Below are 25,607 nucleotides of genomic sequence, written 5' to 3' on the forward strand. Positions count from 1 at the left end.
ACCATATATTTAGCCTCGATAAGGGCTGTGATAAACTCACTTCGATTTAATTTTTGGAGACCAACAATGAAACCAATTCTACCTGATTACAACAGCGCTGGTGTGCTCATCATCGGTGATGTCATGCTAGATCGTTACTGGTATGGCCCAACCGGGCGCATTTCTCCTGAAGCGCCGGTTCCTGTTGTAAAAGTAGAAAACAATGAAGAGCGTCCTGGTGGTGCTGCGAACGTTGCGATGAACATCGCATCACTAGGTGGCCATGCTCACATTGTTGGTCTAACTGGGGAAGATGAGCCTGCAAAAGTGCTGACGGAGACGCTGAGCTCACTCAATGTGAAGTGCGATTTCGTTGCACTGCCTGATTACCCAACGATTACGAAGCTTCGCGTAATGAGCCGTGGACAACAGCTTATTCGTCTCGACTTCGAAGACAAGTTTGAAAACACAGATTCTGCACCTGTGCTATCACGTATGGATGCCGCACTGCCAAACGTTAAAGCCGTGATTATGTCTGACTACGCAAAAGGTTCGTTAGAGCATGTTCAGGCATACATTCAAAAAGCGCGCGCAGCAAATATTCCGGTTTTCATTGACCCGAAAGGTGCGGATTTTGAACGCTACCGTGGCGCAACACTTCTTACGCCAAACATGAAAGAGTTCGAAGACGTTGTAGGTAAAGTGAAATCTGACCAAGAGCTAGTAGAGAAAGCACTGGCTTTGGTTGAAGAGTTTGAATTTGAAGCGCTTTTAGTGACACGCAGCGAAAACGGAATGACCTTGATTCGTCGTGGCCAGGAACCGTTCCACCTTCCAACTCAAGCGAAAGAAGTGTACGACGTGACAGGTGCGGGCGACACGGTTATCTCTGTATTGGCAGCGTCTGTTGCCGCAGGCAAATCATTTGAAGAAGCGTGTGCACTAGCAAACGCAGCGGCAGGTGTTGTGGTTGGTAAACTAGGCACGTCAACGCTTTCTGAGATTGAATTAGCAGAAGCGGTACATGGCAGCCAAGACACGGATTACGGTGTGATTTCAGAAAAAGCACTGATCGAAGCGGTGAAAAAAGCACGTGCTCGTGGCGAGAAAGTCGTTATGACAAACGGCTGCTTTGATATTCTACACGCTGGGCATGTGTCTTACTTAAACCATGCTGCTGAACTGGGCGATCGCCTAATCGTTGCGGTTAATACCGATGAGTCAGTAAAACGCCTTAAAGGCCCTGGTCGTCCGGTAAACCCAACCGATCGCCGCATGGCGGTGTTGGCAGGTTTGGGCGCTGTGGATTGGGTTGTACCATTTAGTGAAGATACGCCGCAGCGTTTGATCTCAGAAGTTCTACCAAGCTTGCTAGTAAAAGGCGGTGACTACAAACCAGAAGAGATTGCTGGTGGTAAAGAAGTCATTGCGGCGGGTGGTGAAGTTCGTGTATTGAACTTTGAAGATGGCTGCTCGACCAGTGAAATCATTAATGCAATCAAAGGCGGTAAGGGCTAAGGCTGCTGTTTGTTAGCATTGAAATGCTATTTGCTCATAAAGGTCGCTAAGTGCGGCCTTTTTGATACTTGTAGTTCAGAGGCACTTTTAAGCTCTGAACTACAAGTAATAAAAAACGCCAGCTGATAACTCAACTGGCGTTTTTTATTTATTAAGACCTGAAGTATTCAGTTCGCGGTTATTTTGCCGCTTTCAAACCTGCATCAACGTCCAAGATGTCTTGTTCGCTTAGCGTACCAACTGCTTGGCGTAGCTGAAGAACACTTAAAATGTAGTCGTAACGAGCGTTCGATAGGTTTTTGTTCGCATCGTATAGACGACGAGTCGCGTCCAGTACATCAACGATAGTACGAGTACCTACATCAAAGCCAGCTTCTGTTGCTTCTAGTGCAGAGCGTGCAGAAATAACCGCTTGCTCATACGCACGTAATGCGCCGATAGAGGCGTTAATGTTGTTGTTTTGTGCGCGAACATCTTTGACTACGCTACGGTACTGTGCTTCAAGATCTTCGCTTGCTGCCACGTACGCGTATTCAGCCTGTTTGGTTTGAGAGGTTACGTTACCACCTGTGTATAGCGGTACTGCAAGGTTCACACCAATATTGAAGTTGTCTGTCGTGTTGTCACGAGAGCTATGAGAAGTATCACCGTAGTTGTAACCACCATCTAGAGAGAGCGTTGGTAGGTGGCCAGAGCTTGCTAGTGAAATATTGTCACGCGCAATGTCTTGAAGAATACGTGAAGATAGCAAGGTCAGGTTTTTGGTTTTTGCTTCATCAATGAGCGATTCAGCTGGTACGGTCGATGGGCTAGCAGTGAAGCGGCCAGTGTCCAAAATGTTGAGATCTTTGTGCTCTTGGCCTGTAATTTCACGCAGTGACTCGTAGCTATTAGTGAGCGCGTTTTCTGCCAACACTTCGTCCGCTAGCACTTGGTCGTACTGAGCTTGTGCGTCATGCACGTCAGTGATTGCAGACAAACCTACTTCAAAACGCTGTTTAGTTTGCTCAAGTTGACGGCCAACCGCGGCTTTTTCTGCACGTACGAAAACAAGATTATCTTGTGCGCGTAGAACTTCAAAATACGCTTGTGACACGCGAAGAATCAGTGCCTGTTGCGTCGCTGCGTAAGTTGCGTCTGCTTGGCGAGCACTTTTCTCAGCAGTATCTAGAGAGATCCAAGATGCGCGGTTGTAAAGTGCTTGTGAAAAGCTAACGCCAGCGGTTAGCGCGTTGCCATCGTTTGATACGTCGCTAATTAGATTTGAATCGTATTCAGTATCACCACGAGTTAAATTGTAACCCGCAGTAAGGTTGATCTGTGGTAATAGAGCACTACGGCTTGAGGTGATTGCTTCGAAAGCTTGGTCACGTTGTGCTGCTACACTGAGCAATTGTGGATCATTTTGTTTTGCCAAGTCGTAGATTTCAGCCAAAGAGTCTGCGAACGCAGACGTACTCATGCTACCTAGCGCTGCACTGATAAATAGTGGAAGCAATTTTTTCATTTTCTATTCCCGCGGTCCATAGATTGGTTAATTCTCAGTAGTTTAACTCAATTTGCACGATATTTACTCTAAAGTTTGCACTTTTTTACACGTAATTATCCACTTGTGCAATAAATTTTTAGCGAAGACTTAAATTAATTTGTAACTATTATACAAAAAGTTGAGCCAAGTCCTTTGAGCAAGCGAATAACAATGAGTAAACTACAGGATTCACTCAGAGAGGTGTTGAATGCAACAGCGTGACAAACAACAACAAGATTTTACTTCGCGAGATGTAAAAGTCATCTCGAAAGAAACCTTATTTGAAGGTTTTTTCAAAATGGTGAAATACCGCTTTCAGCATAGGCTATTTGCTGGTGGTTGGAGTGGAGTTGTCGAACGAGAAATGTTCGAGCGTGGTCACGCAGCAGCGATGCTTCCTTATGATCCAAAGACGGACCAGGTCGTAATCATTGAACAGATTCGTATTGGCGCGTTGGAACATGAACACCCTTGGCAGCTAGAAATTGTCGCCGGTATGATTGACCGCGATGAATCAGCTGAAGCCGTAATTCGTCGAGAGGCTGTCGAAGAAGCGGGGATTCAGGTGGGGCGCGTTATACCTGTCACTTCTTATTATCCTTCGGCTGGTGGTTGCTCGGAAAAGCTAGACGTCTTTGTTGGTGAAGTGGATGCGTCTAAAGCGCACGGCATTCATGGTTTAGACTATGAGAATGAAGATATCCGAGTTCATGTCATGAGTCGTGAAACGGCGTATCAATGGGTGAAGGACGGGAAATTTGAAAATGGTGCGTCGATTATTGCGTTGCAATGGCTGCAATTACACCATCAAGAGTTAAAGTCAGAATGGGGACAATCCCAAACGGTGGAGAGTGAGTAATGGCACAATTGGCTGAAAAACAACAATATCATGTTGATTTAGCTGGTCTTATGAGAACGTATGAGACCAACTACGCTAAGTTGAACGCCTTATTGCCTGCTTCTGCCGAAGTTGGGGATGTACGTTGCTACCAAGCGGCGAACATGGTTTACCAATTGACCGTGAATGAAATCACAAAATACACCACAGTTGTTGAGATATGTCAGAGTGATGAAACGCCAGTGTTTCCTTTACCGACGATGTCTGTCAGGCTTTATCATGATGCGAGAGTAGCCGAAGTATGCTCAAGCGGAGAGTTCTCTCGCATAAAAGCTAAGTATGATTATCCCAATGACCAACTGATGCAGAAAGATGAAAAGCATCAATTAAACACATTCCTCGGTGAATGGCTGACGTTTTGTTTACGAAGTGGTATCAGTAGAACACCACTTGCCTTCAATTGATCGTCACGTCACTAAAGGAAAATAACAAATAACGATATAGTGGACGAATCAGGTTTTCATTTTGCAATCATCTAGTGACAGCATCAAACTTTTACAAATTACGGATACTCATCTGTTTGCTGCCGATGAGGGAAGTTTGCTAAGCGTAAAAACAGTCGATAGCTTCAATGCTGTTGTTGCTGATGTTTTACGCCGCAACGTGGCGTTTGATTACATCTTGGCGACGGGGGATATTTCCCAAGACCATAGTGCAGAATCTTATCAGCGCTTTGCCAACGGCATTGAACCGCTAGAGAAAGACTGTTTTTGGCTACCTGGTAATCATGATTACAAGCCTAATATGGGCAGTGTTTTGCCTTCGCCACAAATCAAAGCCGCAGAGCATGTATTGATTGGCGAGCATTGGCAGTTAATTCTTTTAGACTCGCAAGTGGTTGGCGTTCCTCATGGGCGCTTGAGTGATCAGCAATTAACGCTACTCGAAGAAAAGCTAGCCGAACACCCAGAAAGACACACACTTGTTTTGTTGCATCATCACCCGTTACTGGTGGGAAGCGCGTGGCTTGATCAACATACTTTAAAAGATGCCGAAGCGTTTTGGCAGGTTGTCGAGCGTTTTAATAACGTGAAAGGCATTCTCTGTGGTCATGTTCATCAAGATATGAATGTGCTTCACAAGGGCATTCGAGTGATGGCAACACCCTCAACTTGTGTTCAGTTTAAGCCTAACTCGGATGATTTTGCCCTTGATACCACTTCGCCTGGTTGGCGGGAGCTGCAACTACACGCTTGTGGCGATATTACGACCCAAGTAGGTCGGCTTCCCGATGGCCAGTTCCAACCAGACTTCTCTTCTAACGGCTACTAACGCGCCCGAGCTCTCTGTTCGGGCTCGCTTTTTTGTGCGAGATATCTATGAGTAAACCTTCACTTCTTCTCTATATCCATGGCTTTAATAGCTCTCCACTCTCCATGAAAGCGAATGTGATGAGAGCCTACTGCGAGCAACATAGGCCTGATATTAAGGTGATTGTTCCCCAGTTACCTTGTTATCCTCAGCAAGCGGCGAAAATGTTGTTGGATATTATCGAGCAATATAAAGACGACTATAAAATTGGTCTAGTGGGCAGCTCATTAGGCGGTTTTATGTCAACGTGGCTAAATGACAAGTTTGGGTTTAAAGCGGTAGTGGTCAACCCCGCAGTCAAGCCTTATGAGTTGCTAGTAGATTATTTGGGTAAGCAAACTAACCCATATACGCATGAAACCTATACACTTGAAGCTTGTCATATTGACGAGTTAAAAGCTCTTGATGTACAAAGCATCGCGTCGCCACATTCTTTTTGGTTATTGCAACAAACAGAAGATGAGGTTTTAGACTATCGACAAGCGGTAGATAAGTTTGCAGACGCTAAGCAAACAGTAGAACAAGGCGGTGATCACAGTTTTGTAGGCTTTGAGCGTTATCCTGCACAGATTATCGAATTTCTAGAACTGTAATTCGAAAGCGATTGGAAAAGGCTCATAGTTTTTATTGATATATCCAACCGTTTCTTGACATGGGCGGTATGCTTTCCGACTATGTTTTGCCAAAAGATCTTAAGGGTCGAGGACCCTGGCTACTTTGTTATGCATCATGTTTACAAACTCTTAGTGATGTGAACAGGGTGGCTTTTTCGTTTCCTGAGTATGGGTACGCCCATTGGTGATACTCAGGCAACAAGTAAACTTTGAGAATAATTCCGTATTATGACTGAACAATATAATGCTGGTGCCATTGAAGTACTGAATGGCTTAGAGCCAGTACGTCGCCGACCAGGGATGTATACGGATACAGCGCGCCCAAACCATTTGGGCCAAGAAGTTATCGACAACAGTGTCGATGAAGCGCTAGCCGGACATGCCTCAAAAGTACAAGTCATCCTACATGCTGACCAATCACTCGAAGTGATCGATGATGGTCGAGGCATGCCTGTTGATATCCACCCAGAAGAGAAAGTATCAGGCGTAGAGCTAATTCTATGTAAGCTACATGCGGGTGGTAAGTTCTCTAACAAAAACTACCAATTCTCTGGTGGTTTGCACGGGGTAGGTATATCTGTAGTAAACGCGTTGTCAAAACGCGTTGAAGTAACAGTTCGTCGTGATGGTCAAGTGTATGAAATTGCATTTGAACACGGCGAGAAAGTGTCTGATCTGACCGTAACTGGCACATGTGGTCGTCGCAATCGCGGTACCAGCGTACATTTCTGGCCTGATGCGAAGTACTTCGATTCGGCTAACTTCTCTGTGACGCGCCTAGTCAACAACCTGCGCGCAAAAGCGGTTTTGTGTCCGGGCTTAGAAATCACATTAACCGACAAAGTTAATGGCAAAGACTATAAGTGGTACTACGAAGATGGTTTGAAAGACTATCTTGCGGAAGGTGTAAAAGGCTATCCAGTTATTCCTGAAGAACCATTTACTGGTGAGTTCTTGGCGGATACTGAAGCGGCAAACTGGGCGGTAATTTGGCAGCCAGAAGGCGGTGAGATGATCACCGAAAGCTACGTTAACCTAATCCCAACCGCTCAAGGTGGTACGCACGTTAATGGTTTACGCCAAGGCTTGTTGGAAGCGATGCGCGAATTCTGTGAGTTCCGTAATCTATTACCTCGTGGTGTGAAGCTAACGGGTGATGACGTTTTCGACCGCTGTTCTTACGTGCTGTCGGTTAAGATTCAAGACCCGCAATTTGCAGGCCAGACCAAAGAACGTCTGTCTTCTCGTCAAACCGCGGCATTTGTCTCTGGCGTTGTCAAAGATGCGTTCAGTCTTTGGTTGAACGAAAAGCCTCAGCTCGCAGAGCAATTGGCAGAAGTCTGTATCGCTAACGCACACCGTCGTATGCGTGCAGCGAAAAAAGTCGTACGTAAGAAAGTGGCGTCCGGCCCAGCACTGCCAGGTAAGTTGACCGACTGTTCAGCACAGGACTTAAGTCGCACTGAAATCTTCTTTGTGGAGGGTGACTCTGCGGGTGGCTCGGCAAAACAGGCACGTGACCGTGAATTCCAAGCCGTGATGCCACTGCGTGGTAAGATCTTGAACACGTGGGAAGTCTCTGCCGATCAAGTTCTTGCGTCTCAAGAAGTACACGATATTTCTGTTGCTTTGGGTATTGACCCAGATAGCGACAACCTCGAGAGTCTTCGTTACGGTAAGATCTGTATCCTTGCCGATGCGGACTCGGATGGTCTTCACATCGCAACGCTGCTTTGTGCTCTATTTACTCGTCACTTCCGCGCACTAGTGGAAGCGGGTCATATCTATGTGGCGATGCCGCCTCTGTACCGAATCGACTGCGGGAAAGAAGTGTTCTACGCCCTCGATGATGATGAAAAAGATGGCATTTTAGAGCGCTTGTCGAAGAAGAAAGCCAAAATCAACGTGCAACGATTCAAAGGTCTGGGTGAGATGAACCCACTTCAGTTGCGTGAAACCACCATGGATCCGAACACGCGTCGCTTAGTGCAGTTAACCATTGACGACTCTACGGCGACCATGGAAATGATGGACATGCTGCTAGGTAAAAAGCGTGCAGATGACCGTCGTTCTTGGCTACAAAACAACGGCGACTTGGCAGAGGTGTAACGGATGTCTACAGAAATTACCTACGATGGCGTCGAACAATTGCCAATGCGCAAGTTCACTGAAGACGCTTATCTGAACTACTCGATGTACGTAATCATGGACCGCGCCTTGCCATACATTGGTGATGGCTTAAAGCCGGTTCAACGACGCATCATTTATGCGATGTCAGAGCTTGGTCTCTCTGCATCAGCAAAATACAAAAAATCTGCACGTACCGTTGGTGACGTGCTAGGTAAATACCATCCGCACGGTGATTCAGCGTGTTACGAAGCGATGGTATTGATGGCTCAGCCATTCTCTTACCGCTATCCATTAGTGGATGGTCAAGGTAACTGGGGTGCGCCAGATGATCCGAAATCATTTGCGGCAATGCGTTATACCGAAGCAAAACTGTCTAAGTTTGCTGAAGTATTGCTTGGCGAACTTGGTCAGGGCACGGTTGAATGGCAACCTAACTTTGATGGCACAATGAAAGAGCCACAAATGTTGCCAGCACGTCTGCCTCACATCCTGCTTAACGGTGTAACCGGCATTGCCGTTGGTATGGCAACAGACATCCCACCGCACAACGTTCGTGAAATCGCAGATGCGACTATTCATTTGATCGACAACCCGAAAGCAGAACTGCCGGACGTGATGCAGTATGTCAAAGGTCCAGATTACCCAACAGAAGCAGAAATTATCTCGCCGCAAGCGGATATCGAGAAGATTTACCGCAACGGTCGTGGCAGCATCAAAATGCGCGCGGTTTGGCATAAAGAAGGTTCTGATATTGTTATCACTTCTTTGCCTCACCAAGTATCGGGTGCCAAACTGCTTGAGCAAATCGCTAACCAGATGCGTGCGAAGAAGCTGCCAATGGTTGACGATCTTCGTGACGAATCGGATCACGAGAACCCAACGCGTATCGTTGTGGTGCCTAAGTCAAACCGCGTCGATTGTGATTTGTTGATGAACCACTTGTTCGCATCAACGGATCTTGAGCGCAGTTACCGCGTTAACTTGAACATGATTGGTTTGGATAACCGTCCTCAAGTTAAAGGTCTGGTGCAAATTCTGTCTGAGTGGATCGAGTTCCGTCGTACGACTGTGCGTCGTCGTCTACAACACCGCCTAGACAAAGTCATGGCTCGTCTACACATCTTGGAAGGTTTGTTGGTTGCTTACCTCAACCTAGATGAAGTGATTGAGATCATCCGTACTGAAGACGATCCAAAAGCGGTGCTGATGGAACGCTTTGGTATTACCGATATCCAAGCGGATGCAATTTTAGATACCAAACTTCGTCATCTAGCAAAACTAGAAGAGATGAAGATCCGTGGTGAGCAAGACGAGCTAGAGAAAGAGCGTGAGAAGCTAGAACAGCTACTCGGTTCTGAGCGTCGTCTGAACACACTACTGAAAAAAGAAATCAAAGCAGACGCAGAGAAATACGGTGATGGCCGTCGCTCTCCAATGGTTGAGCGTGCAGAAGCAAAAGCGCTGACTGAACGTGACCTCGTACCAAGTGAGCCAATCACGGTTGTGCTTTCTGAGAAAGGTTGGATTCGTCACGCGAAAGGCCATGACGTGGATGCCGAAGGCTTAAACTATAAGTCGGGTGATAAGTATTTAGCGCATGCTCGAGGTAAGAGTAATCAGCCTGCGGTATTCCTAGGTAGTGACGGTCGAAGTTACTCTCTGGAATCGCACTCACTGCCTTCTGCTCGTAGTCAAGGTGAGCCGATTACCGGTCGCTTGAATATTACGGCTGGTAGCAGTATTCGCCAAGTCATCATGAGTGAAGAAGAGCAGCTGTGGCTGGTGGGCTCAGATGCAGGTTACGGCTTTGTATGTAAAGGCGCGGACTTGCTGTCTAAAAACCGCAGTGGTAAAGCGCTCGTCACTTTACCTGCCAACTCTGAGATCATGACGCCAAAAGAGATTGAAGATTTAGACTCTGATGAAATCTTAGCAATCACTAACCAAGGTCGCATGCTGCTGTTCCCAATCAAAGACTTGCCACAACTGGCGAAAGGTAAAGGGAATAAGATCATCAACATTCCTGCTGCTAAAGCAAAAGAGCGAGAAGAAGTACTATCTCACTTAATGTCTTTACCAAAAGGTGCATCGTTAACGCTGTACGCGGGTAAGCGAAAGTTGGGTCTTAAACCGTCTGACCTTGATAACTTCCGTGGCGAACGTGGTCGCCGAGGTGGGTTATTACCGAGAGGTTTGCAGCGAGTCACTCGCATTGAAGTTGAGCTGGATGATTCCGATACGACGGAAACACCGAGCGATAGCGAGTAACGCACAAATAAAAATCCCAGCCAATGGCTGGGATTTTTTATGCTTCTTGCTTGTCTTCGGCAATGGTGACTTTCAAGGTCATCTCTTTTCCTTTGCGAATGATACCGACGTCCACGGTGGTGCCAGGACGTAAATCGGTGACGATATCCATAACGCTCTGACGCCCTTGCACTTTATTGCCATCAATACTGATAATGATGTCCTGCTTTTGGAAGCCTGCCGCATTGGCTGGACCATTTGGATCAATACCAAGTACGACAATACCACCTATGTGTTCATTTCCAAGCAGGCGAGCAGTGACCGCATTAATGTCTTGGCCGTCGATTCCAATATAACCACGAATCACGCGGCCATCAGCGATGATTTTCTGCATGATCTTACTGGCTAGCGGCGCAGGGATCGCAAAAGAAATACCGTAAGTTTCTAAGTCTGTCGCTTGCTGAAAAGAGGCGGTGTTAATGCCGACGAGCTCGCCTTGTGTGTTCACTAGGGCTCCACCAGAGTTACCTTCATTGATGGCGGCATCGGTTTGAATGAATGCTTGACGACCATCGCTAATAGATGAACGACCTGTGGCAGAAATAATGCCGAACGTTGTGGTTTGTCCAAGGTTGTATGGGTTACCGATGGCTAGTACTACATCGCCCACTTGTGGTTTGTAATTAGAGTTCAGAGGGATTACGGGCAAATTCGAACCTTCGACACGCAGCACGGCTATATCAGTACGTTTATCTGTCCCTACGAGCTGAGCCGCTGCGGCTCTGCCGTCTTGTAATGCCACAACAATTTGATCAGCTTGAGCAACCACATGATAGTTAGTAATGATGTAGCCTTTCTCACTAACAATGACACCTGACCCCAGACCTTGAGTCGAGAGTTTACTGCGATCATTCTCAACATACTTACGGCTGTAGATGTTTACCACTGCAGGCGCTGCTCTTCGGACCGCTTGATTAAACGTCAACTCGACTGATGCGATATTAACAGGTTGAGGATCAAGCGCGGCAGGAATTACGTTGTTGCGCAAAGATGGAACCGCCAGTAATACCACTGCGGCAGTAGCCAAGCCTAAAAAGACAGAACGTAATAAAAAGCTGAGCATATCCTCTCCATGCGTGAGCGCCAAAATGGCATCGAAGATGAAGAATAGCATTACATTGAAAAATAACAAAAGGGCAGTACGTCATCGCGCTGCCCTTTTCATTAGTTATTGAGCGATAAGGAAAAGTGATCGAGCCTTATCGCTCAGTACTATGCATCGAAAACCTTATTTCCTATCACGTTGAAAGTGGTTAACGAATGACAAGATAAATAGTACGTTCACCACGTTGAATATTAAGAGCCAGTACACCTTTGTGTTTCTCTACGATTGTACGAAGCTCGGCAAGGTTTTTCACTCGTTGACGGTTCACACCGATAATAATGTCACCTTGTTGTAATTGATATTGAGCCGCTGGAGAGTTATCTGCAACGCTCGATACTTTAACACCTTGGATTACATCACTTGGTGTTGTATTGCTTAACTCCGCACCTTTGAGTCCCTCATGTAATGTCTCCGCTTTAGCTTTCATATTCGTAGATTCGCCAAGCGTTACATCAAAGGTTTTATTCTTACCATCTCGAACCACACCTAATGTGATTTCTTTACCTGCGCCCAGTGTTGCCACTTTTGCGCGGAGCTCTGAGAAAGTATTAATCGCTTTGCCGTTCACCGATACAATTACGTCACCGGCTTTTAACCCTGCTTTATCGGCTGCGCTGTCCGGTACGACTTGACCAATAAAGGCCCCTTTACTTGACTCGTAACCCAATGCATCAGCTAGCTCAGAGGTTACTTCGCCACCTTGCACACCCAACATGCCGCGTTTGACTTCACCAAACTCTAGAATTTGATCAGTGAGGTTTTTCATCATGTTTGATGGAATCGCAAAGCCAATACCCACATTACCGCCGTTAGGGCCTAAAATCGCAGTATTAATACCGATCAGCTCACCATTAAGGTTGACCAATGCACCACCAGAGTTACCGCTGTTAATTGCGGCATCGGTTTGGATGAAGTTTTCGAAGTTTTCAACGTTTAAGCCACTACGACCAAGGGCTGAAACAATACCCGAAGTCACAGTTTGACCGAGTCCAAATGGGTTACCAATCGCAACCGTAAAGTCACCGACACGCAGTTTGTCGGAATCCGCGACTTTAATCTGCGTTAAGTTTTTCGCTTTCTCTAATTTAAGTAACGCAACATCGGCCATTTCATCACCGCCAACGAGCGTAGCGTCATACTCGCGCCCGTCAAAGAGGCGAACTCGAATCTCATCTGCCCCCTTGATCACGTGGTAGTTAGTGACAATATGGCCTTTCTTCGCATCAATAATGACACCAGACCCTAAACCTCTGAACGGGCGCTCTCGCCTTTGTTCCATAGGAAAGTCTGGGCCAAAGAAAAATTGAAATTGCTCGGGAATGCGGCTGGTTTGTACTTGTTTACCTTCTACAGCAATACTCACAACAGCTGGGGTCACCTTCTCAAGCATTGGTGCCAAGCTAGGTAACTGTTGGCCATCCACATTCAAAGGTAATGCGGCAGTGGCTTGAACTGGGGCAATAATCGAACCCAAACTCAGAGATAGAACGGTGAGCGCAAGCAGTGGTTTTTTCATCCAATAACTCCTCTTGAAACATGTCTGCCAAAAAGAAATATCCGAACGGTTAGTTCACTTTGTTAATAACTAATATAGGGTCTAGTTCGGACAATCAAAAGGGGAGGCAGTGCACACCCAAGTTAGAGCGAAGGTGAGGTGAAAAAGTTCAAAAAAGGGCCGATACAAATGTATCGGCCCTAGATAGAAGTAAGAGAGGATTATGATGCTTTTGCGGTTACCGCTTCGGGAGCATTAATGATTTCTTTCTCTTGATCCTTCAAAAGACCGGTGGCGCCATTAGCGTAGTCTTTTGGTTGTTCGTTAAACTCTGGTTGATCTTCTGCAATGGTTTCAGACGACATTGCCGTTTTCTTATCAAACGGGTTGTCTTGTTCTGGTAAGTTTGGCAAAAGCTCAGAAGAGGTCTTGGCCATATGTTGGTATAGCTTGGTGTAATCTTTACCTAGGGTGTCCAACATTTCTGCGGTTTGTGCAAAGTGATCGACGAGCTCTTGACGTTGTTGCTCTAATTCAAACTTGGCCGCTTCAAGTTCTTTCTGCACAGACTTTTGTTTTTTGTATTCAGGGGTGGTTAGTCTACTAATGACTACGCCTACGATTGTACCGACCAGCAAACCCACAATGGCATAAATCCAAGGCATAACTGCTCCTTATAGTTGTTTTAACAAGTCTTTTACTACTTAGTTACACGCGGTGCTCGTCCATGTTACTATGGCTTGAACAGCCGATAAAGAAAAATAGCAGTATGTCTTCGGGGACTGATAACTACTTCTCTCTATTCTCAAAGTTGACCCCGAGGTAACCCTTTTCTCTATACCTCTATACGACTTAATACGATGACACCACTACAACAATATCAAAAAGACATAGCAGAACACGGGTTTCAGCGTGATGAAGCTCAGTATCAAGCGGTCGTTGCATTAGACAAGCTTTACCATGCTATCGTTGAATTTCAGTCAGCGCCTGTGCCTCAGCTTTCCAAATGGCAAAAGCTAATGGGGAAAAAAATCGACAAGCCTGAACCACCAAAAGGCCTTTACTTTTGGGGGGGCGTAGGTCGCGGTAAAACCTACCTTATGGATGCATTTTTTGATGCTTTACCGACCCAAAGAAAAATGCGCGTCCACTTCCATCGATTTATGTATCGAGTACATGATGAGTTGAAGCTGTTAGGTGATGTCGAAAATCCGCTATCAAAAGTGGCGGATAAATTTAAAGAAGAAGCCGATGTGGTTTGCTTTGATGAATTTTTTGTTTCCGACATTACTGATGCGATGATCCTTGCAACGCTACTTCAAGAAATGTTCAAGCGGCAGATGATCCTAGTCGCGACTTCAAACATTGAGCCGCAGAACTTATATCGTAACGGTTTGCAAAGAGCGCGCTTTTTGCCCGCGATCGATATGATTTTGGCGCGTTGTGAAGTGTTGAATGTCGATAGTGGCGTTGATTATCGCTTAAGAACGTTAGAACAGGCTGAAATATACCATTACCCGCTTGATGAGCAGGCTAGCATAAACCTTAACAAATATTATCAGCAGCTGACTGGAGAGCGTCAGTTTGTTGCTCATCAAATCGAAGTTAACCACCGTCAACTAGCGGTGATTGAAGCAAGCGACGGGGTGCTGCATGCGTCGTTTGCTCAGTTGTGTCAAACTGCTCGCAGTCAAAATGACTACATTGAATTGTCTCGTATTTACCACACGGTATTACTGGCAGATGTTCAACAAATGAACCGAAAAATCGATGATGCGGCGAGACGCTTTATCGCGCTGGTCGATGAGTTTTACGAGCGCAATGTTAAGTTGATTATTTCTGCTGAAGTGCCAATGGCCGACTTATATACTGATGGGCAGTTAGAGTTCGAATTTAAGCGCTGTTTGTCTCGGCTTACTGAGATGCAAAGTCATGAGTATCTCGCGCGTGAACATTTGGCCTAGATCCAATGGGTTCTTAAAAAAGTGAAGAAAAAATTAGTGATTTGGCGCAAAAAAAGGTGATTTTTTCTTCGCTCTTCTCTATAATCCTGCGACCCACCGTTACTGCAGACCTGATTATCGAAGTTATTTCGAAATTGAAGGTCGAGAGTACCAACGACTCGAAGGGGTGATGACTGGGCTCTTAGACAGTGTGGGAGCACTATTGGGTGTTCCTTTAAAGTTTAAAATTTAATTAACGGGTTATTGTTAGCATGAAAACTTTCGTTGCTAAACCAGAAACTGTAAAACGCGACTGGTACGTTGTAGACGCTGAAGGTAAAACTCTTGGCCGTCTAGCAAGTGAAATTGCATCTCGCCTACGTGGCAAACATAAAGCTGAATACACTCCTCACGTTGACACTGGTGATTACATCATCGTTATCAACGCTGAGAAAGTTGCTGTAACTGGTAACAAAGCTAAGAACAAAGTGTACTACCGTCACTCTGAATTCCCAGGTGGTCTAAAATCTATCACTTTTGAAAAGTTGATCGATCGTAAACCTGAGATGGCTCTTGAGCTTGCAGTTAAAGGCATGCTTCCACGTGGTCCTCTAGGCCGTGCTATGTACCGTAAGCTAAAAGTTTACGCGGGCGCTGAGCACAACCATGTTGCTCAACAACCACAAGTACTAGACATCTAATTGGGGATTTCGAAAATGGCAGAGAATCAATACTACGGCACTGGCCGTCGCAAAAGCTCAGCTGCACGTGTTTTCATTAAACCAGGCAGCGGTAACATTGTAGTAAACAAGCGTAACCTTGACGAATACTTCGGTCGTCCAACAGCACGTATGGTTGTACAACAACCTCTAGAGCTAGTTGAACTAACTGAAAAGCTAGACCTTTACGTAACAGTTAAAGGCGGCGGTATTTCTGGTCAAGCTGGTGCTATCCGTCACGGTATCACTCGCGCGCTTATGGAATACGATGAGTCTCTACGTCCTGCTCTACGCGCAGCTGGCTACGTTACTCGTGACGCTCGTTGCGTTGAACGTAAGAAAGTTGGTCTACGTAAAGCACGTCGTCGTCCACAGTTCTCTAAGCGTTAATTTCCTCTTATCGGGAATTATGCTTTTCAGAGTTACTCTGGAAACTGTGTACCAAAAGCTCGGCTCTATGCCGGGCTTTTTTGTATTTAAAGACATCATACTTGTCTTCAAGCAACGAACAGCCTTCACTTATCATCACACTCCGAGCAGACCTTCTTATTCGTCCTCTTCGTCGAAAGGTTGCCAGTGCCGTTTTATATGTGTGCCTTATTTAACCGCGACTCACCACGCTTTCTCTTGCGATGCAGCATAGATGTATTCATCAACAAGAATGTCTTTGTATCTTATTCTTCCTGTAACATGTTTTAAAATGACTTACGTTCCTTTTTGAGCATTCTGCGTGCTACAAAATTGAAAATATAAACACAGTAAGCTGAACGCGTAATACGAAATATTTCTCTGTGTAATTAACTGAAAACTACCAAGATAAAAGGTTTTATCCGCTTTCAGCGGGGCTTCTATGTGGTGCTTTCTTGTTACAAATCACATCAATTTTTTATAATTCTGCCGCTTTTGTGACGACGCGAGCGATTTGCCTCACAAATGTTACAAAAAGGTAGCTTTATCTTGTCAAAAAGTAGGGTTTTCTTTATCATTTCCCTCCAATAAATAGAACTAAATTCATTATTTGTTAGCCATGCTCTTATAAGCGGAATAATAACGATCCAAAGGGAGCAAATGGGAGAATGTTTGGATGAGCAACGCGCCTTTAAATAACGGTCGCAGGCGTTTTCTAACCGCTACAACGGCAGTTGTTGGTGGGTTAGGGGCAGTCGCCGTCGCCGTGCCTTTTATCAAATCATGGAATCCGAGTGCTAAAGCCAAAGCGGCGGGCGCACCGGTTGAAGTGGATATAAGTAAAATTGAACCAGGTCAGCTGGTTCGTGTTGAGTGGCAGGGAAAACCTGTATGGATTGTTCGCCGCACTCAAAGCGTTCTGGATAACTTAAAATCGATCGGTGATAAGCTTCGCGATCCACAATCTGAAATGGAGCAGCAGCCTGAGTACGCTCAGAATGAGTTTCGTTCGATTAAGGAAGAGTTTTTCGTCGCAGTTGGTTTCTGTACCCACTTAGGTTGTTCACCAACCTATCTACCTGACTCTTTCTCAGAGCAGGTGCAGGGCGTAAGATCTGGCTTCTTCTGTCCTTGTCATGGTTCTAAGTTCGACATGGCTGGTCGAGTGTTCCAAGGAGTACCTGCTCCGTTGAACCTTGTCGTTCCTAAGCACATGTATTTGAGCGATACCAAGCTCATTGTGGGTGTTGATGAGGGAGATGCATAATGCAAGCAATGTTAGATTGGGTTGAAAAGCGTATTCCTGCAATGAATGCTTATAAAAAGCATTTGTCTGAATACCCAATGCCTAAGAACTTCAACTTTTGGTACCTTTTCGGTTCTCTGGCGATGCTGGTTCTTGTTAACCAAATCCTAACGGGTATTTGGCTAACGATGAACTATGTTCCTTCAGGTGACGGTGCATTTGCGTCTATCGAATACATTATGCGTGATGTAGAGTACGGTTGGCTTCTGCGTTACATGCATTCCACTGGCGCGTCAGCGTTTTTCGTTGTTGTGTATCTTCACATGTTCCGTGGTTTGATCTACGGTTCATACCAAAAACCTCGTGAACTGTTGTGGATCTTCGGTATGTTGATCTTCCTAGTTCTCATGGCTGAAGCGTTCATGGGTTACCTACTTCCATGGGGTCAGATGTCATACTGGGGTGCGCAGGTAATCATTTCCCTGTTTGGTGCTATTCCTGTTATCGGTGATGACCTAACACTTTGGATTCGTGGTGACTACATCATCTCTGGTGCAACGCTAAACCGTTTCTTCGCACTACACGTTATTGCACTGCCTATCGTTTTGCTTCTTCTTGTTGTTCTGCACGTATTGGCGCTGCACGAAGTAGGCTCAAACAACCCGGATGGTATCGAAACTAAGCTGCCAAAAGGCTCAATGGGCGACGATTACAAAACGCAATTCAAGTTCCACGATTACTACACGAAGAAATATGACATCATTGATTCGATTCCTTTCCATCCGTACGGCACGGTTAAGGACTTGGTCGGTGTCGCTGGTTTCTTGTTCTTCTTCTGTTACGTGCTGTTCTTTAACCCAGAGATGGGTGGGTACTTCCTTGAGCCGCCTAACTTTGAAGCTGCAAACCCACTGAAGACACCAGAGCATATTGCTCCGGTATGGTACTTCACGCCGTTCTACGCAATCTTACGCGCGGTTCCAGACAAACTATTAGGTGTTATCCTAATGGGCGCGTCAATTGCAGTGCTGTTTGTTCTACCTTGGTTGGATCGTTGTAAAGTTCGTTCATACCGTTACCGTAGCAAACTTCATTTATTGAATATTGTACAGTTCACTATCGCCTTTATCGCTCTGGGTATTTTAGGTGCGTTACCTGCTACACCAACGTACACACTACTATCTCAGATCTTTAGCTTGTGTTACTTCATGTTCTTTGTGTTGCTGTTCTTCTACAGCAAAAATGAAGCAACCAAACCATTACCAGAGAGGGTGACATTCAAATGAAGAAGTGGATTGTAATTCTATTTGCTATGTTGCCATCACTAGCGATGGCAGCTGGGGCCAATGTTCCGCTGGATAAAGCGAATGTTGACCTTACGGATAAAGCTTCGCTACAAAACGGCGCGAAGTTGTTCATGAACTACTGTTTTGCTTGTCACTCTACGCAATACCAACGTTACGAGCGTGTAGCAACAGACTTGGAAATTCCAACAGACTTAATGAAAGAAAACCTGATTTTCAATCCTGAAGCGAAAATCGGTGATCTAATGGTCAATGCTATGCCACCGAAGCAAGCGGCAAACTGGTTTGGTGCTCCACCACCAGATCTTACGTTGGTTGCACGAGTTCGTGGTGCTGATTGGTTATACACTTACTTACGCTCTTTCTATGTTGATCCATCTCGTCCATTCGGCGTGAACAACATCGTATTCCCGAGTGTTGGTATGCCGCATGTACTTGAAGAGCTACAGGGCATCCCGACGCCGATTTACGATACGAAAATCGTAGATGGCGAAGAAGTACAAGTTGTTGTTGGTACTGAAACCGATGGCACGGGTGAGCTGAGTGAAGGCGAATATGACAAAGCGGTTGGCGATCTCGTTAACTTCTTAGTTTATTCAGGTGACCCAGTGCAGCTTGAGCGTCATGCTTTAGGCTGGTGGGTAATGGGCTTCTTAGTGCTTCTAACCATCGTTGTTGTGATGCTCAAGAAAGAGTATTGGCGCGATGTGCATTAATTGTGCTAAAATACCGTGCTAATTCCCAATTTTAATTGATGTACAATGGAGGCTTAGCCTCCATTGTTTTTATTTGTAAGTGTACTGGAGGGCTCCATGGCTGTAGCTGCCAATAAACGTTCTGTGATGACTCTTTTCTCAAGTGCATCAGATTTGTATAGCCATCAGGTTCGCATTGTACTAGCTGAAAAAGGCGTAAGTGTTGAAGTTGAGCTTGTTGACGAAGCAAACCTTCCTGCTGAGCTTGTTGAGCTAAACCCATATAAATCAGTGCCAACTCTTGTTGACCGTGAGCTAGCTCTTTACGATTCAAAAATCATCATGGAGTACTTGGACGAGCGTTTCCCTCATCCACCTCTAATGCCGGTTTACCCTGTTGCTCGTGGCAACAGCCGCTTGATGATGTACCGTATCGAACGCAACTGGTATTCACTCGCTGAAAAAGTGATGAAAGGTAATGCGGAAGAATCAGAAAAAGCACGCACAAAGCTGCGTAATGATCTTCTGACGTTAGCGCCAATTTTTGCTGAATATGAGTACTTCATGAGCGAAGAATTCAGCTTGATCGATTGTTACCTAGCTCCACTATTGTGGCGTTTGCCTCAACTTGGTATCGATCTTGTTGGCCCTGGTTCAAAAGAAATCAAGGTATACATGAACCGCGTATTTGAACGTGATTCGTTCCTTGCTTCTTTGACTGAAGCTGAACGTGAAATGCGCCTAGTTCGCTAAGCGATTTAAAACACGTTATGGATATTGCAAAAATGACTGCTCGCCGCCCGTATATGCTTCGCGCATTTTACGACTGGTTAGTAGACAATGACTTGACTCCTCACTTGGTTGTGGATGCAACAATGCCAGGGGTGCGTGTCCCGGTTGAATTTATTCAAGATGGTCAAATTATTTTGAATATTGCGCCACGTGCAGTGGGTAATCTTGAGTTAGGTAATGATGCGATTACCTTCCATGCTCGCTTTAGCGGTCGTCCGCACTCAGTGATCGTGCCTGTGTATGCTGTTCAAGCTATTTATGCACGTGAGAATGGTGCTGGTACTATGTTTGAACCAGAAGAAGCGTACACTCACATCGAAGAAGAAGCGATGACCGAGGAAGAATCATCCCCATCGTTCACAACGGTTAGCGATGAGCCTTCTGAGTTAGTTTCTGATTCAGATGCCGAAGAGGACGATGCTCCTCGACCAAAAGGCAAACCAAGCTTAAGAGTGATTAAATAATAAAAAAGCAGCGTTACGCTGCTTTTTTCTTTTTAACTTGTTGAAGATGATTTCAAGCCAGACTTTGGAAATTACTCACTAATCGTAAAGACTTCGACGTTCTCTTCATTTTCTGTGCTTGCCTCACTTTCTATTGTTTGTACACCGTCACTCGGTAAGTCCACTTCAACAGGCTCCATTTCGCCGTATTGGAACCCTTTAATGACTTGTTTTACGCCTGAGATATTACGTGCGATTTCTGTCGCTCGATCGCCTTGCTCTGGCGTGACATAACCAAACAGAAAAACGTCGCCATCTTCGGTGATCACTTTAACCTTAACACCATTAAGCTCAGAATCAGTAAGCAAAGCTGACTTTACTTTGGTTGTGATCCAGCTGTCATTGCTAATCTGGGTAACAGTGAGTGGCTCTTTTTGTTTGATTTGATTGTGTATGACTTTTACACCACTAACTTCTCGAGCCCTTCGCTCTAAAGCAAGGATAAGGTCTTGTGTCGGAGCTTGTCCCATAAGGACTACAGTCCCATTATATGAACTGGCAACGACACGAACTTCACCTTTAAACGGTGCTTTATTGCCGATCGCCGCAACTTCGAATTCGATGTTATTGTCCTGCCAGATTTGTTTTGTCGTGCGTGTGTCCGTGACAATATTCGCTGTGGTTGCTGCACCTGCGATAAACAAACCTGCGCAACCACTTAAACTCAATGCTGTTAATAAGATAACAAGGCTACGTATCATAATTCTGACTCTCAGTCTTGGTTACTCTTCGTGAGCAGGGAAAAGCACTTGGTCAATAAGATCACAAAGGCAATGGAGTGTTACCATATGTACTTCGTGAATACGTGCAGTGCGGTGTGATGGAATACGAATTTCGACGTCGTTCTCACCGAGCAGTCCTGCCATCTCTCCGCCATCTTTTCCTGTTAGCGCGATAATCGTCATGTCTCGAGTTACGGCTGCTTCCATCGCTTTGATAATATTTTTACTGTTACCGCTAGTCGACATGGCAAGCAAAATGTCGCCTGGTTGACCAAACGCTCGTACCTGTTTTGAGAAGATTTCCTGGTAGTGGTAATCGTTGGCCACTGCGGTTAGGGTGGTATTATCGGCGGTTAAGGCCATTGCTGGTAGGCTAGGGCGCTCAGTTTCAAAACGGTTTAAAAGACAAGAAACAAATTGTTGAGCGTTTGAAGCACTGCCGCCATTACCACAACATAAAATTTTATTGCCATTAAGCAGGCTCGACACCATCGCTTGAGCTGCATGAGTAATGGCATCAGGCAGCGCCTCTGCTGCTGCGATTTGAATTTGAATACTTTCTGTAAAGCTGTCTTTAATGCTGTCTAGCATCGCTTATCCTTCAGAGATTGCGTTTTCTATCCAGTTGATATCTCGCCCATTATCATGAATGGCGATGACATCAAATCGATAATCGATATTGTGTTTTAAGCGCTTTTGTTGGCTAAGCCAAACTTGTGCTGTTTTGACTAGCTTGCGCATTTTAGCGTGCGTCACCATTTCTGCTGCCGAGCCAAAGTGATTGTTCTTACGGTATTTGACTTCAACAAACACAATAGTTTCACCTTGTTGGAAGATTAAATCAATCTCACCGACCTTAGTCAGAAAATTTTGTTCAATAAAGTTTAAGCCCTGGCGTTGTAAATATTGCTTCGCCAGAGCTTCATATTGATTTCCGATTTGGCGCTTGCTAAAGAGCCCCACGCTCAGCCCAGCTTAGCTCACGCTGTACAACACAATTATTGTCGATACTTAAAATACCGGTTTGGCCGCCAACTGAGTAGCCCGGAACGACCTTCATTTGTGGCAGCTCCCCAATCAATTTATACGCATCCATACCCAGTGCTTTCAAACGTTTTTCCATGTTAGATTGCTCTGACCACAGCTCGTTCATTTCAGCGGTCACGCTAGGGTCTGGGTCAATCAGTAATGGGATATCGCTGTAGATGATGCCTGTTAGATCTTCGTAAGTCGCGCCGCCACTGTTGCTACGCGAGCTAGAGAAAATTTGTGGCGCTTTGGCGTCTGGGTTAATCGCTACCTCAATAAACGGCTTGATCAAAGTCAGTTCCGTGCTTCTAGCAACAATATAAACCGCATCGACATCACGACGGCTACGTGGCTGTGTTTCAAGCTTGATACGCATTAGTGATTGCATCTGAGCAATACGTTGTTTGCTTTCTTGTAGGCCAAATACTTCATTGATGTCTTTTTGAAGTTGGCGCTTGTCGCCAAAATAACTTGCTGCGACTTTATTAGAGCTGTACTTGCGCCATTCTTTGTTGAATGCTTCAGTTACGCGCTCACCAAAGCTGCCCTTTGGTGCCAGAATCAGAGGGAAGTTATAGCCTTCGCTGAACAAGTGTTTCGCTGCCTGTGCGGCTTCTTGTTCTGGTGATAATGCCAAGTAGCAAATATTGCTATCTGGTTGCACATCTTCGGGAATATTTAGCGCAAGGGCTGGAATCGTAGGACCATTTTCTGAGCCATCCATGGTTGTGTGCAATAGCTCAACGTTCTCTTTTTCTAGAGGACCAACAACAAAATCGATGTTTTCATTGATCAAACGTTGTTTAATTTGGTCGGCGTTATACGCATTAGTGTCTATTACCGTGAGGGTAGCGCTTGGATCACGGTTACGATCATTCATCATCGCAAACACAAAACCATCACGAATTAATTGCGCTTGTGGCGAGAATTTACCAGTAAGCGGCAGTAACAAAGCGGTGTTGTTTGGTTTAACTATGTCTAGAGAGAGAATGTTTTGAATCTCTTCTGGTGTGTAGATAGCGGCTGGATGCGATGGGTTCTCGTTTAACCAGCGTTCGAGGGTATTTTTTAGTTGGGATAAGTTGCCCGACAGCGTTTTCGCATAAATAGCGAGTTGTAGCCAACCATCCAAAACATCTTCATTTGGCTCTGTTTCTAATGAGGTCAGTTCGTACTCGGAGTAGCTGCCAAAGTTCATCCAAATACGGCTAGAAATCTCTCTCTGCTCCGCGGACGATGCATATTGGCCAAATGCAACCAGTTGGCGGTTTGCCTCAAACGCTTGGTTAAGACCTTGATAAGCGTCGGCACGCATCAAGTAGTAGTCTTTCCATTGCTCATTTGGCAACTTCCACCAAGGTTTAAAATTCAACAATTGCAGCAATTGAGAGTAATTACCCTGTTTTTGCTGTATGGTCGCACGCGCTAGTTGCCACTCTGCTTGCTGAACTTCGGTTAACTGTTGACGAGCTAGGCGCTTGATCAACATTTCTGCTTGATCAAACTGGTTTGCTTGAATCGCGGCTTTGGTTGCCATGATCAACCAGTCATTTTGTAAACTGCCTTCCGTGCTATCAGCTTGGATCATATAGTTCTGAACAGACTGAGTAGGCTCAAGTGTTACATCAACGCCATCAGGCTGTCTTGGACCTGAAGAACAGGCGGCGAGCGTAATTGCTAGTGCAACAGGAGTAAGTATGCGTGGTACACTGAGTCTCTTATGGTTAATCATTGCCGTGAGTTCTCTATAATTTTGTACAAAATTGTCTCTATATTAATCGTTGAAGTGATGGTAAACAAATGACAGATAAAAATAAGTTGCCGAATGAGGGGCCAACTCTCTATATCGTACCGACTCCAATCGGAAATTTAGCGGATATCACCCAACGTGCTATCGAAATTCTGTCGACTGTGGACATCGTTGCCGCTGAGGATACTCGACATACGGGCAAATTACTGTCTCACTTCAATATTCAAACCAAAACTTTTGCTCTACATGACCACAATGAGCAGCAAAAAGCACAAGTTTTGGTAGAAAAGCTGCTTTCCGGTCAGTCTATCGCATTAGTTTCTGACGCTGGTACGCCACTTATCAGCGACCCAGGATACCATTTGGTGACAAAATGTCGTCAAGCGGGCGTTAGAGTTGTGCCTCTTCCAGGTGCTTGTGCGGTCATTACGGCGTTAAGTGCCTCTGGCTTGCCATCGGATCGCTTTAGCTTCGAAGGTTTTTTACCACCGAAAAGCAAAGGTCGTAAGGATAAATTCCTAGAGATTGCTTCGGTAGAGCGTACGTGTATTTTTTACGAGTCACCGCACCGTATTTTAGACTCTCTACAAGACATGTTAGACGTTCTTGGCCCAGATAGAGAAGTTGTGTTGGCAAGAGAGCTAACAAAAACCTTTGAAACCATTCAAGGCATGCCGTTAGGTGAGCTGATTGAATGGGTGAAAAGTGACGATAACCAACAGCGTGGTGAAATGGTATTGTTGGTACATGGCCATCGTGAAACAACAGACGACTCACTACCTGAAGAGGCTTTACGCACGTTAGGGATTTTGACCAAAGAGCTGCCTTTGAAAAAAGCAGCTGCTTTGGTGGCAGAAATACATAACTTGAAGAAGAATGCGCTATATAAATGGGGCTTAGAAAACTTAGACTAAGTGCCGCTAGCGAGATAAATGGTCAATGAGGGCTGATGTTTAGGCATCGGCCTTTTTATTATCTATTTTTGGCACGTTGACTAAAAAGTCATCACTTAGTGCATTCATTTCATCATATCTGTGATCTAACTAGACTCTGAAGTGAGAACTCTATACAATCCGCCCTCGGAGCTGACTGGGTAGTCGCTGCTTTGTTGATGTCCTTCGGGAGACTGACGTCGAAGTCCCTTTGGGAGACTGACGTTGACGTCCTTCGGGAGACTGACAAAGGGGAGGAAAGTCCGGGCTTCATAGAGCAAGGTGCCAGGTAACGCCTGGGGGGCGCAAGCCTACGACAAGTGCAGCAGAGAGAAGACCGCCGATGGCCCGTAAGGGTACAGGTAAGGGTGAAAGGGTGCGGTAAGAGCGCACCGGACGACTAGCAATAGTTCGTAGCAGGGTAAACTCCACCTGAAGCAAGACCAAATAGGCCTCCACATTGCGTTGCTCGCGTAAGGAGGCGGGTAGGTTGCTCGAGCCAGTGAGTGATTGCTGGCCTAGACGAATGGCTACCGCCGTGCAAGCGGAACAGAACCCGGCTTATGTGTCGGCTCCACCTATTCGAGACCCATCTCTACTTCGGTAGTGATGGGTTTTTTGCATTTAATTGACGCAAACTATGTCATTACCAATAAACTTGGCGTAAATCACGTCTAAC

General features: G+C 45.5%; 24 protein-coding genes and 1 other RNA gene. 17 read left to right on the forward strand and 8 right to left on the reverse strand.

The window, feature by feature from the left end; genetic code table 11:
* Positions 1-66 precede the first annotated feature (66 nt).
* Positions 67-1,497, forward strand: coding sequence for a bifunctional D-glycero-beta-D-manno-heptose-7-phosphate kinase/D-glycero-beta-D-manno-heptose 1-phosphate adenylyltransferase HldE (gene hldE / locus MTF70_RS14160; protein ID WP_017633601.1), 1,431 nt, complete (start codon positions 67-69; stop codon positions 1,495-1,497).
* A gap of 178 nt (positions 1,498-1,675) precedes the next feature.
* Here hldE and tolC read toward each other — a convergent pair whose 3' ends face one another.
* Positions 1,676-3,004, reverse strand: coding sequence for an outer membrane channel protein TolC (gene tolC / locus MTF70_RS14165; RefSeq protein ID WP_005379884.1), 1,329 nt, complete (start codon positions 3,002-3,004; stop codon positions 1,676-1,678).
* Between the two features lie 229 nt (positions 3,005-3,233).
* Here tolC and nudF point away from each other — a divergent pair, with 229 nt between their 5' ends.
* The 6 genes from nudF (at position 3,234) to parC (ending at position 10,246) form a co-directional block, all read left to right on the forward strand.
* On the forward strand, positions 3,234-3,884 hold the full coding sequence (gene nudF / locus MTF70_RS14170) for an ADP-ribose diphosphatase (RefSeq protein WP_025768397.1): 651 nt from the start codon (positions 3,234-3,236) through the stop codon (positions 3,882-3,884).
* Positions 3,884-4,327, forward strand: coding sequence for a DUF1249 family protein (locus MTF70_RS14175; protein WP_017633603.1), 444 nt, complete (start codon positions 3,884-3,886; stop codon positions 4,325-4,327). The genes nudF and MTF70_RS14175 overlap by 1 nt, the downstream gene beginning before the upstream one ends.
* A gap of 61 nt (positions 4,328-4,388) precedes the next feature.
* On the forward strand, positions 4,389-5,195 hold the full coding sequence (cpdA, locus tag MTF70_RS14180; RefSeq protein WP_025768398.1) for a 3',5'-cyclic-AMP phosphodiesterase: 807 nt from the start codon (positions 4,389-4,391) through the stop codon (positions 5,193-5,195).
* Between the two features lie 47 nt (positions 5,196-5,242).
* Entirely contained in the window at positions 5,243-5,827 is a 585-nt protein-coding gene (gene yqiA / locus MTF70_RS14185) for an esterase YqiA (RefSeq protein WP_017820245.1), read from the forward strand.
* Between the two features lie 249 nt (positions 5,828-6,076).
* The gene (gene parE / locus MTF70_RS14190; protein WP_005387417.1) at positions 6,077-7,957 is read left to right on the forward strand and encodes a DNA topoisomerase IV subunit B; all 1,881 of its coding nucleotides are present in this window, start codon (positions 6,077-6,079) and stop codon (positions 7,955-7,957) included.
* A gap of 3 nt (positions 7,958-7,960) precedes the next feature.
* Positions 7,961-10,246 carry a DNA topoisomerase IV subunit A gene (parC, locus tag MTF70_RS14195; protein ID WP_025768399.1) on the forward strand — a complete coding sequence of 762 codons (2,286 nt, stop codon included), beginning with the start codon at positions 7,961-7,963 and terminating at the stop codon, positions 10,244-10,246.
* Positions 10,247-10,283: 37 nt separating this feature from the next.
* Here the strand turns inward: parC and degS are convergent, their stop codons facing one another.
* The 3 genes from degS to zapG all read right to left on the reverse strand — a co-directional run bounded on the left by degS (position 10,284) and on the right by zapG (position 13,550).
* Positions 10,284-11,348 carry an outer membrane-stress sensor serine endopeptidase DegS gene (gene degS, locus MTF70_RS14200; protein WP_017633606.1) on the reverse strand — a complete coding sequence of 355 codons (1,065 nt, stop codon included), beginning with the start codon at positions 11,346-11,348 and terminating at the stop codon, positions 10,284-10,286.
* A gap of 190 nt (positions 11,349-11,538) precedes the next feature.
* Positions 11,539-12,906 (reverse strand): Do family serine endopeptidase, encoded by a 1,368-nt coding sequence (locus MTF70_RS14205; protein WP_025768400.1) that lies wholly within the window; start codon positions 12,904-12,906, stop codon positions 11,539-11,541.
* 200 nt (positions 12,907-13,106) lie between these two features.
* On the reverse strand, positions 13,107-13,550 hold the full coding sequence (zapG, locus tag MTF70_RS14210; protein WP_005379861.1) for a Z-ring associated protein ZapG: 444 nt from the start codon (positions 13,548-13,550) through the stop codon (positions 13,107-13,109).
* A 195-nt stretch (positions 13,551-13,745) separates the two neighbouring features.
* Between zapG and zapE the strand changes: the two genes are divergently transcribed.
* From zapE to sspB, 8 genes are all read left to right on the forward strand, one after another.
* Positions 13,746-14,849, forward strand: coding sequence for a cell division protein ZapE (gene zapE, locus MTF70_RS14215; RefSeq protein WP_005387411.1), 1,104 nt, complete (start codon positions 13,746-13,748; stop codon positions 14,847-14,849).
* A 251-nt stretch (positions 14,850-15,100) separates the two neighbouring features.
* Positions 15,101-15,529, forward strand: a complete 429-nt coding sequence (gene rplM, locus MTF70_RS14220; protein WP_005372872.1) for a 50S ribosomal protein L13 — start codon at positions 15,101-15,103, stop codon at positions 15,527-15,529.
* Between the two features lie 15 nt (positions 15,530-15,544).
* Complete coding sequence (rpsI, locus tag MTF70_RS14225) at positions 15,545-15,937, forward strand: 30S ribosomal protein S9 (protein WP_005372876.1); 393 nt, start codon at positions 15,545-15,547, stop codon at positions 15,935-15,937.
* Between the two features lie 694 nt (positions 15,938-16,631).
* On the forward strand, positions 16,632-17,222 hold the full coding sequence (petA, locus tag MTF70_RS14230) for a ubiquinol-cytochrome c reductase iron-sulfur subunit (protein ID WP_005372877.1): 591 nt from the start codon (positions 16,632-16,634) through the stop codon (positions 17,220-17,222).
* Positions 17,222-18,487, forward strand: a complete 1,266-nt coding sequence (locus tag MTF70_RS14235) for a cytochrome bc complex cytochrome b subunit (protein WP_005372880.1) — start codon at positions 17,222-17,224, stop codon at positions 18,485-18,487. Before petA ends, MTF70_RS14235 begins: the two co-directional genes overlap by 1 nt.
* Positions 18,484-19,221 (forward strand): cytochrome c1, encoded by a 738-nt coding sequence (locus MTF70_RS14240; RefSeq protein ID WP_005372881.1) that lies wholly within the window; start codon positions 18,484-18,486, stop codon positions 19,219-19,221. The genes MTF70_RS14235 and MTF70_RS14240 overlap by 4 nt, the downstream gene beginning before the upstream one ends.
* A 96-nt stretch (positions 19,222-19,317) precedes the next feature.
* The gene (gene sspA / locus MTF70_RS14245; protein WP_005372897.1) at positions 19,318-19,953 is read left to right on the forward strand and encodes a stringent starvation protein SspA; all 636 of its coding nucleotides are present in this window, start codon (positions 19,318-19,320) and stop codon (positions 19,951-19,953) included.
* 17 nt (positions 19,954-19,970) lie between these two features.
* Positions 19,971-20,456 (forward strand): ClpXP protease specificity-enhancing factor, encoded by a 486-nt coding sequence (gene sspB / locus MTF70_RS14250; RefSeq protein ID WP_005387408.1) that lies wholly within the window; start codon positions 19,971-19,973, stop codon positions 20,454-20,456.
* A gap of 71 nt (positions 20,457-20,527) precedes the next feature.
* On the opposite strand, the gene MTF70_RS14255 is transcribed toward sspB, so the two are convergent.
* From MTF70_RS14255 to MTF70_RS14270, 4 genes are read right to left on the reverse strand one after another with little or no spacing between them, the layout of a single operon-like run.
* A complete protein-coding gene (locus MTF70_RS14255; RefSeq protein ID WP_025768401.1) occupies positions 20,528-21,196 on the reverse strand; it encodes a BON domain-containing protein in 669 nt (222 codons plus the stop codon).
* Positions 21,197-21,217: 21 nt separating this feature from the next.
* On the reverse strand, positions 21,218-21,808 hold the full coding sequence (locus tag MTF70_RS14260) for a phosphoheptose isomerase (protein WP_005372901.1): 591 nt from the start codon (positions 21,806-21,808) through the stop codon (positions 21,218-21,220).
* A gap of 3 nt (positions 21,809-21,811) precedes the next feature.
* On the reverse strand, positions 21,812-22,180 hold the full coding sequence (locus MTF70_RS14265; protein WP_005372903.1) for a YraN family protein: 369 nt from the start codon (positions 22,178-22,180) through the stop codon (positions 21,812-21,814).
* Positions 22,167-23,978 carry a penicillin-binding protein activator gene (locus MTF70_RS14270; RefSeq protein ID WP_005372905.1) on the reverse strand — a complete coding sequence of 604 codons (1,812 nt, stop codon included), beginning with the start codon at positions 23,976-23,978 and terminating at the stop codon, positions 22,167-22,169. The genes MTF70_RS14265 and MTF70_RS14270 overlap by 14 nt, the downstream gene beginning before the upstream one ends.
* Positions 23,979-24,046: 68 nt before the next feature.
* Between MTF70_RS14270 and rsmI the strand changes: the two genes are divergently transcribed.
* Entirely contained in the window at positions 24,047-24,910 is an 864-nt protein-coding gene (gene rsmI, locus MTF70_RS14275; RefSeq protein ID WP_065274174.1) for a 16S rRNA (cytidine(1402)-2'-O)-methyltransferase, read from the forward strand.
* A 167-nt stretch (positions 24,911-25,077) separates the two neighbouring features.
* Positions 25,078-25,508, forward strand: an RNA gene (rnpB, locus tag MTF70_RS14280) — RNase P RNA component class A.
* The last annotated feature ends 99 nt before the right edge of the window (positions 25,509-25,607 follow it).

The organism is Vibrio sp. 2CM40D (genome assembly GCF_023161825.1).
Lineage (GTDB): Bacteria > Pseudomonadota > Gammaproteobacteria > Enterobacterales > Vibrionaceae > Vibrio > Vibrio alginolyticus.

What these genes read in the sequence shown, in the direction of transcription:
- MTF70_RS14270 (WP_005372905.1), bottom strand. Translation starts at nt 23,978, where the DNA reads ATGATTAACCATAAGAGACTCAGTGTACCACGCATACTTACTCCTGTT.
- MTF70_RS14175 (WP_017633603.1), top strand. Translation starts at nt 3,884, where the DNA reads ATGGCACAATTGGCTGAAAAACAACAATATCATGTTGATTTAGCTGGT.
- MTF70_RS14205 (WP_025768400.1), bottom strand. Translation starts at nt 12,906, where the DNA reads ATGAAAAAACCACTGCTTGCGCTCACCGTTCTATCTCTGAGTTTGGGT.
- tolC (WP_005379884.1), bottom strand. Translation starts at nt 3,004, where the DNA reads ATGAAAAAATTGCTTCCACTATTTATCAGTGCAGCGCTAGGTAGCATG.
- parC (WP_025768399.1), top strand. Translation starts at nt 7,961, where the DNA reads ATGTCTACAGAAATTACCTACGATGGCGTCGAACAATTGCCAATGCGC.
- nudF (WP_025768397.1), top strand. Translation starts at nt 3,234, where the DNA reads ATGCAACAGCGTGACAAACAACAACAAGATTTTACTTCGCGAGATGTA.
- rpsI (WP_005372876.1), top strand. Translation starts at nt 15,545, where the DNA reads ATGGCAGAGAATCAATACTACGGCACTGGCCGTCGCAAAAGCTCAGCT.
- MTF70_RS14260 (WP_005372901.1), bottom strand. Translation starts at nt 21,808, where the DNA reads ATGCTAGACAGCATTAAAGACAGCTTTACAGAAAGTATTCAAATTCAA.
- MTF70_RS14255 (WP_025768401.1), bottom strand. Translation starts at nt 21,196, where the DNA reads ATGATACGTAGCCTTGTTATCTTATTAACAGCATTGAGTTTAAGTGGT.
- hldE (WP_017633601.1), top strand. Translation starts at nt 67, where the DNA reads ATGAAACCAATTCTACCTGATTACAACAGCGCTGGTGTGCTCATCATC.
- MTF70_RS14235 (WP_005372880.1), top strand. Translation starts at nt 17,222, where the DNA reads ATGCAAGCAATGTTAGATTGGGTTGAAAAGCGTATTCCTGCAATGAAT.
- sspB (WP_005387408.1), top strand. Translation starts at nt 19,971, where the DNA reads ATGGATATTGCAAAAATGACTGCTCGCCGCCCGTATATGCTTCGCGCA.
- sspA (WP_005372897.1), top strand. Translation starts at nt 19,318, where the DNA reads ATGGCTGTAGCTGCCAATAAACGTTCTGTGATGACTCTTTTCTCAAGT.
- zapE (WP_005387411.1), top strand. Translation starts at nt 13,746, where the DNA reads ATGACACCACTACAACAATATCAAAAAGACATAGCAGAACACGGGTTT.
- degS (WP_017633606.1), bottom strand. Translation starts at nt 11,348, where the DNA reads ATGCTCAGCTTTTTATTACGTTCTGTCTTTTTAGGCTTGGCTACTGCC.
- MTF70_RS14240 (WP_005372881.1), top strand. Translation starts at nt 18,484, where the DNA reads ATGAAGAAGTGGATTGTAATTCTATTTGCTATGTTGCCATCACTAGCG.
- rsmI (WP_065274174.1), top strand. Translation starts at nt 24,047, where the DNA reads ATGACAGATAAAAATAAGTTGCCGAATGAGGGGCCAACTCTCTATATC.
- zapG (WP_005379861.1), bottom strand. Translation starts at nt 13,550, where the DNA reads ATGCCTTGGATTTATGCCATTGTGGGTTTGCTGGTCGGTACAATCGTA.
- rplM (WP_005372872.1), top strand. Translation starts at nt 15,101, where the DNA reads ATGAAAACTTTCGTTGCTAAACCAGAAACTGTAAAACGCGACTGGTAC.
- yqiA (WP_017820245.1), top strand. Translation starts at nt 5,243, where the DNA reads ATGAGTAAACCTTCACTTCTTCTCTATATCCATGGCTTTAATAGCTCT.
- petA (WP_005372877.1), top strand. Translation starts at nt 16,632, where the DNA reads ATGAGCAACGCGCCTTTAAATAACGGTCGCAGGCGTTTTCTAACCGCT.
- parE (WP_005387417.1), top strand. Translation starts at nt 6,077, where the DNA reads ATGACTGAACAATATAATGCTGGTGCCATTGAAGTACTGAATGGCTTA.